The sequence below is a fragment of the Streptomyces sp. NPDC054840 genome, from assembly GCF_053611065.1.
In genome coordinates this window covers 1-6,490 of the sequence record NZ_JBSGZP010000426.1, presented here as the reverse complement: position 1 = coordinate 6,490, position 6,490 = coordinate 1, and the positions used below count along the sequence as shown (strand labels likewise).

7 protein-coding genes and 1 pseudogene are annotated in these 6,490 nt (G+C 70.3%); 3 read left to right on the top strand and 5 right to left on the bottom strand.

Annotation, left to right across the window (positions count from 1 at the left end; all coding sequences use genetic code 11):
• Positions 1-419: pseudogene (locus ACWGIU_RS25855) on the top strand (transposase); the annotation flags it as partial.
• Between the two features lie 507 nt (positions 420-926).
• Here the strand turns inward: ACWGIU_RS25855 and ACWGIU_RS25850 are convergent.
• From ACWGIU_RS25850 to ACWGIU_RS25840, 3 genes are all read right to left on the bottom strand, one after another.
• Complete coding sequence (locus ACWGIU_RS25850; protein WP_453709573.1) at positions 927-1,277, bottom strand: hypothetical protein; 351 nt, start codon at positions 1,275-1,277, stop codon at positions 927-929.
• A gap of 56 nt (positions 1,278-1,333) precedes the next feature.
• The gene (locus ACWGIU_RS25845) at positions 1,334-1,564 is read right to left on the bottom strand and encodes an ATP-dependent DNA ligase (RefSeq protein WP_453709571.1); all 231 of its coding nucleotides are present in this window, start codon (positions 1,562-1,564) and stop codon (positions 1,334-1,336) included.
• Between the two features lie 1,311 nt (positions 1,565-2,875).
• Positions 2,876-3,445 carry a TetR/AcrR family transcriptional regulator gene (locus tag ACWGIU_RS25840; RefSeq protein WP_453709569.1) on the bottom strand — a complete coding sequence of 190 codons (570 nt, stop codon included), beginning with the start codon at positions 3,443-3,445 and terminating at the stop codon, positions 2,876-2,878.
• An 81-nt stretch (positions 3,446-3,526) separates the two neighbouring features.
• Here ACWGIU_RS25840 and ACWGIU_RS25835 point away from each other — a divergent pair, with 81 nt between their 5' ends.
• Both ACWGIU_RS25835 and ACWGIU_RS25830 read left to right on the top strand, forming a co-directional pair.
• Positions 3,527-3,670: a hypothetical protein gene (locus ACWGIU_RS25835; protein WP_453709567.1), complete on the top strand. Its 144-nt coding sequence runs from the start codon at positions 3,527-3,529 to the stop codon at positions 3,668-3,670.
• On the top strand, positions 3,667-4,194 hold the full coding sequence (locus ACWGIU_RS25830) for a hypothetical protein (RefSeq protein WP_453709565.1): 528 nt from the start codon (positions 3,667-3,669) through the stop codon (positions 4,192-4,194). Before ACWGIU_RS25835 ends, ACWGIU_RS25830 begins: the two co-directional genes overlap by 4 nt.
• Before the next feature lie 171 nt (positions 4,195-4,365).
• Here ACWGIU_RS25830 and ACWGIU_RS25825 read toward each other — a convergent pair whose 3' ends face one another.
• Positions 4,366-5,088, bottom strand: coding sequence for a hypothetical protein (locus tag ACWGIU_RS25825; RefSeq protein WP_453709563.1), 723 nt, complete (start codon positions 5,086-5,088; stop codon positions 4,366-4,368).
• A gap of 836 nt (positions 5,089-5,924) precedes the next feature.
• Positions 5,925-6,335 (bottom strand): four-helix bundle copper-binding protein, encoded by a 411-nt coding sequence (locus ACWGIU_RS25820; RefSeq protein ID WP_069923457.1) that lies wholly within the window; start codon positions 6,333-6,335, stop codon positions 5,925-5,927.
• Positions 6,336-6,490 lie beyond the last annotated feature (155 nt).

The following is a 6,490-nucleotide window of genomic DNA, read 5'->3' as shown; positions in this document are numbered from 1 at the left end:
CAGCAGTTCGAGGGCGTGATCTGGCGGTTCCGGACGGGCGGGCAGTGGCGGGAGGTGCCGCAGGAGTTCGGCGCCTGGTCGACCGTCCACAACCGCTTCCGGCAGTGGCGTGACGCAGGAGTCTTCGAAGCCCTGATGGAGGGCCTGATCGCACAGGCCGCGAAGCGGGGCGAGGTGGACCTGTCCCTGGTCAGCATCGACTCCACCACCGCGCGGGCGCATCACGATGCGGCCGGCATGCACGTGGACGAGGACGTCCTCACCGCTCTGGAGAAGGCTGCCGTCGAGGCGGAGAAGGTCAGGACAAAGGGGGCGACCGCGACGAACAAACCGGGCAGAAAACTGAAAGCGACCCCGAGCGGAAAGAGCGACGGCGCATCCGGCGACGGCGCAAAATCCGGCTGAAGGCCGCCCTCCTTTTTCCAGTTCGAACGCGAGCGCGGCCTGTGCAGAGGTGACGTGGCCGCATCCGGGCCTCCAGGTGCAGGGCGGCGACGGCGTCGGCCGGTCGCGTCCTATTCGTCGGCGCAGTCCGAGACCATAGCCCTGAACTGGTCGAGCTTCAGGACCTGCGTGGAGGGCCAGGCGCTCGCGAGGGCCGACTTGCCGCTGCCCGCGGCCCCGATCAGGCACGCTCGCGTGCACCGGTAGCCCCGCCAGCCCCGAAGAGCACGGTGCCAGATGCTGACGCGGGAGGGGCTCCGCGGGGCGGGTTCTCATGGAAGGGGCGGGGTCAGCGCCGGGCGTCAACGCCGACCCCCGCATTCACACGGGATGCCGAACGCTGTGGTTGTGCTGCGGGGTGCTGGCCGCCCACGGCTATGGTCGGGCGCAGTCCGCGCCGATAGGGCGTGCGCGGGCGAGGCCCGGTGACCAGAGCGCTCTGGCGGCAGTAGCACCGGGCCGCCCCACCCCCAGATATGACGTCACCTGACGGTGTTGGAGACCCGGATCTCCGTGAAGTGTTGATCTTTCTGGTGCTGGCGTCGGCGCAACCGGTAGCGGCTGGCTTCGGCGAACACCACCCGTGGGAAACGGCTTTCCTGGATCGTTCCCTCCGGCCACAGCTGCGCTGCACCCACACCGGCGGGAGGTCCTCCTATGGGGAGGCGCTGCTCCCACACCGCGGCCGCGAATCTCTCCGCGCCGTTCAGGAGGCTCATTCGTTCACCAACGTGCTGGGTGACTAGGCCAACGGAGCGCGCCCGGGGGGCAGTGAACAACTGTATTCGAAACATCCCCGGCAGCCCGGGCGCGGTGAGCATGTACTCGTCCACGGTGCCGTCAGGGCGTGCTCGGAGAACAGGTTCTCTAGCAGTGCGCGCCGCTCGGCCTACGGGCGCGCTAGGAGCTCCTGGCCGTCCTGCTGCAAGACGTCGAAGGCGACGAAGTAGGCCGGCCACCGGGCGGCGAGGTCGGCGGCGGCGCGGGCGCGGGTGGCGGCTCGGCGCTGCAACGCCTCGAAGGACAACCGGACGGCCTCGGTGTCCCAGACGACGAGTTCGCCATCGAGGACCAGGCCGTGCGGCAACTGCGCTCGGCGGCCGCCACCAGGTCCGGCCACCGGTCCTGGACCAGCGCCCCGCGGCGGGTCTGCACCAGCACCGTGCCGCCGGGGCCAGCCGCGGTGAACAGCAGCGCCCGGTGACCGTCCAGCTTCTGCTCGTACGCCACCCCCGCCCGCAAAGCTGCCGGGCCCGGCACGGCTTCTGCGGCCTGCACCAGCATCGGCTCGACCGGCGGTCTGAGCGTCACAGGGCCTCCCTCGCGGCTTGTCGGCCCCCTCTTCCAGGGTCCGCCAGACCAGTCGGAGGCGGCTCTGCAGGACGGCCGTCGCATCATCCATCCAAGGGGCGCAGCGGGCCGGTCGGAGGCGCCCTGCGGGGCGTGTGCGGCACCGTGGCGGCATGCGTCGCTGGTACCTGCCTCTGCTCCTTGTCGCGCTGCTCGCGGCCCCGGGATGCGTCACTGTCCACCCCGCACCCGCCCGGCCCGCCGGGGCCTCGCTCATGACGGTCCCGGAAGACCACAAGCACCCTGTCGGCCCCCGGGCCGCACGGCCGGACACGGGGCGGCGCCACCCTCTCCCCCATGCCCGAGTCTGCGGATGCGACTTCGACCGGCGCCGTTCCCGAGGCCGGCCATGCTCCCGCGCCGGCCCGTCCCGGGCCTGCGGCCAGCGAGGCGTCCGCCGGTCGGCCCGCCGGGCGGGCTTCCGACCGCAGGGCCGACAGCCCGGTACAGCCGCGCCGGACGCCCCCGCCCCGCCGTGCGCCCCGCCGCCAAGCCCAAGCCCAGGAAGGCGAAGGGGCCGACCCGTACGCCCGCACCGCACCGTCCGGTACGAGCCCCAGGGCAGGGGCCGCTGACATGACGGAGCTGTGCCGCGCCGCGCACGGCATCACCAGCCCTGCCGTGGCCTCGCTCCGCCACCAGACCGACGGCCGATGACCGATGACCGGAGCGTGGCGCTCGCAGCATAAATCGACGTCACTTGGGGTGTGAGGCCACCGTTCCGCTTCTTCGAGGACCTGATCACGCTCCAAAGGGCGTGGCAGCAGACGTACGCCGAGCTCGCGCAGGCCCCCGCCGGGGTCGGTACGACCGCGCTGCAACGCCGGCTGATCGCCCTCTCCAGAACCCTGTGCACCCACCCCTACTGGGCGACCCCTCCACCTGGCGGGCCGGCAGCCTCAAGCTGCGGCGCGCCGCCCGCCCCCACACCTCCGCACCGGCGGAGTGACTCGATGCAGGAATTGCTGATGCAGGCGTTTCCCGTGGTGATGCGTCCAGGGAGAGGCTGCGGCAGACCACGGGACGGCGGATCGGTGGTGCTGAACGCAGTCTGGCCGTCGATCCGGGGATCTCGGAAGGTTCAGGGAACCGGGCGCAGGCCGTCGAGGGTGACAGCGACCAGGCGGGTTACAGCGGCTTGGGAGGTCAGGGCAGCCGCGGCGGTCAGGGCATGGAGGCAGTACTGGGCGAGTTCCGAGGGTGGCACGTCGGGGCGCAGGTCACCGGCCTTGGCGGCCTCGGCGAGAAGGTGTTGGAGCATGCCGTGTAGGTGCCGCTCTGCGTGGGTGACGTGTTCGCCTTGGTGGAGGAGGGCTGCGAGTTCGCCTCCGTGCCGCTGTCGGGCGATGCCCGCGTACGCCTCCAGGACCGCCGTCAGGCGCTCCACGGCCGTGCCTGTCTGATCGCGGATATCCGCGAGTTCCTGGAGGTGACGGGCGACCTGTCGCTCATGCCAGGCCAGTAGGACGGCTTCGATGTCGGGGAAGTACTTGTAGAGCGTCGCGCGGCCGATGCCGGTCTGCTCGGCGATCTGGGACATGGTCACTGACCGCAGGCCGCCTTCGGCCACCAGCATTGCGGTGGTGTCCAGGATCGCTTCGCGAACGGCGGCGCGGTGCTTGTCGATCGTTTCGTTCCACAGTTTTGGCACCCACCCAGGATACGGACGTCCACAGGGGCATACACTCGGTTTCAGCTAGAGACAGAGTGTCTCGAAAAAATGGGAGGTGTCATGGCAGGCTCACCGGACCGTCACGATGACGACGAGGGGGCGCCGCGCTGGGTGAAGGTCTCCGCGGTGGTCGCTCTCGCCCTGATTGTGGTGTTCGTGGTCGTGCACCTGGCGGGCGGTGGCATGGCGGGGCATACGCCGTGACCCCGTTCCCTCCACGGCTGCGCAAGCTGACGCTCACGGTTCACGTCACTGCCTCGGTCGGCTGGCTGGGCGCGGTCGCGGCCTTCCTCGCCCTCGCCGTCGCCGGGCTGACCAGCGGCGCGCCCCAGACGGTGCGGGGCGCCTACCTGGCCATGGACGTAATCGGCTGGTATGTGATCGTCCCGTTCAGCGTCGCCTCTTTGCTGACCGGCCTGGCGCAGTCCCTTGGAACGGTGTGGGGGCTGCTGCGGCACTACTGGGTCTTTGCGAAACTGGTGATCACCGTGGGCGCGACCGTTCTGCTGATGGTCCACATGCAGCCGGTTGGACACCTGGCCGACGCGGCGGCCCGGGCCGCCCTCGAGGGTAGCGAGCTGGAGGGCATGCGTATCCAGTTGATCGCGGACGCGGCCGCAGCTCTGCTGGTGCTCCTGACGGCGGTCGCCCTGTCGGTGTTCAAGCCGCGCGGGGTGACCCGCTACGGACGCCGCCGCCAGCGCGAGCAGATCCCCCAGCCGCGCTGATCTGCACCGCCGGGGGCCGTGCCGGCCTATGCGCAGGCCATGTGGGCGCCGGCAGGGCCGCATCAGGTCTGGCAGCGGATCCGTCCGGTCACCGACTGGTCAGACACTGGCCGCGCCGTCTCGGACTGCGGGTTCGCTGTGAACTGTCTTCTGACGGTGGAGAAGGCTGGCTCAGTGCTGGTGTCCGTCGTCGTGCCCGGGCTCCTTGCTGGGGTGGGGGGCGTTCGGAGAGGCGGAGGGCAGGGGGGCCGGATTGGTCGTATCGGTGCCGGGGCTACCCGCCGGGCCTTCACCGCTGCCCTTCTCGGGCACGACATCGCTGTGGCTGTGTCCGCCTCCTGACTCCGCCACGGTGGGGACGATGTGGCGCAGGCCCAGGAAGGTAAGGGCCGTCACGACGAGGATGGCCAGCCCCATCAGGCCGAAGATGCGCCGCCACGGCCTGCTGGCCTCCTTCAGGAAGAAGGCGACGAAGGACAGGACGATGCCGAGCGGTATCAGCACGGCACAGCGTTCGGGGAGGTCTGCGAAGTGCTGCATGCCGCCGCTGAGCATCCCGAGGCCGAACGAGAGCATGGTCGAGGTGCCGAGCACGCGCACGATGCGTGACAGGGGCTGCCGCTCCTTCGCGAGGATGATGTCGTTGAGGACGGTCGCGAGCAGGAAGACCAGTACGCCGGACGCGGCGATCATGGAATAGCGGGCCGGAGCCATCGGATAGTGGACGACGGCTCCGCTGATGAGGCCGGCCCCCACGTAGTAGCCGACGTAGCCGAGATAGCGCCACGGCAGAGTGGCACCTTCCCGTCTGGTGTTGGAGCGGCGCTGGCTGCGGGTCGGCTGCGACGGGGTGGGAGACGGGGTCGCCGTGGCGAGACCGGATGAGGAAGACAAAGCGGACCCTTCAAGGGAAGTTCAGTGGCGGCCCGGGGCTCTCAACGAGACAGGCGGGCAGGACGGGGCCGAAGATCGGACTCGCCGGAAACAGGGCAACGCGAGCCGGCTATTGGCTCCGCGCCGCGCGCCAACGCGTGACTCCAAGGCGCGTCGCACGACATGGCCGAGCCGCCGCTGCTGCACTGGCGGAGGGGAGGGCACGGGGCTGAGCCCGAAGGCCGTAGACCGGTTGGCGAGGCGTGAAGGCTTACATCCGTAGGACCGCTGAGTCCGGCACGGGGGCAGACGCCAAGAGGGCCGTGACAGGTCGAGCGGCGCCGGCTGCATACGCGTATAAGGGGACGTGAACGGCCTGGGCCTGGCACGGGACGGGGAGCGCGGCGCCCTGTTGGGGCTGGCCTGATACACACTGGTGAGCCGCGTGACCGGGCTCCGGAGCATCCTGGTGGCCGGTGTGTCCCTGGTCGGAGTGCGGGGCGGGCGCCTCGTGGCTGTGTGGCGCGGGATCCGGGTCTTGAGCGTTCAGGGTTGCGGCATTGGTCGGCGCCCCGAGGTGGGCGTGGCCTGCAGCGCTCTCCGCGCTGACCCCATGGCTGTACATCAGTGCGAACAGAAGCGCGGCCAGCACCCACCTTCGCCACGAGCCCGCTGCACGAGAGCGGGACCGCGGCGCGCTACGGGTCGTCCGGGCCACAACCATGCCGGGGAGCATAGCGTCACGTCGGCCGTGGACCTGGGGTGGGGCGTATGTTCCCTCGCACGAGTGGGTCCGTGACTTCTGACCTGCAAGCCGGGAGTTCCGCTCTCGGTGGGGACGGATGACGGTGCGAGCGTCAGCCGAGGGCCGAGAACAGTTCGTTGCATGCCTGCTCGCAGCTACGGCAGGCTTCGGCGCAGATGCGGCAGTGCTCGTGCATGTCGGCATGCTTGGCGCACTCGTCGCCACACGCTTTGCAGGCCATGGCGCACGCACGAAGGATGGCCGCCGTGATGTTGGCGTCGTAGCCGGTGTGCCGAGAGAGGACCGCGGCGGTGGCGGTGCAGATGTCGGCGCAGTCCATGTCGGTGCGGATGCATTTGGTCAGATCTCCCACCATGCCCTCGGACAGGCAGGCGTCCGCGCACGCGGTACACGCCTGCGCGCAGGCGATGCACTCCTCGATGCAGGCGGTGAGTTTGGCCTGGTCGATGTCGCCGAGGTCGGCCGGGTAGGTGGCGAGCATGTCTTTGACGGTGCTGGACATCGTCGGTGCCTCCGTTCCCCGCGGGGCCGGCGAGTCCGGGGCGGCCGCCATCGAAGCCCCCGGTACCTCCAGCTAACGCCCGAGGACGCGAACGCGCCCGGCCGCACCCTGAGGTGCGGCCGGGCGCGTTGCCCTGCGGCTGGGGTGGTCAGTGG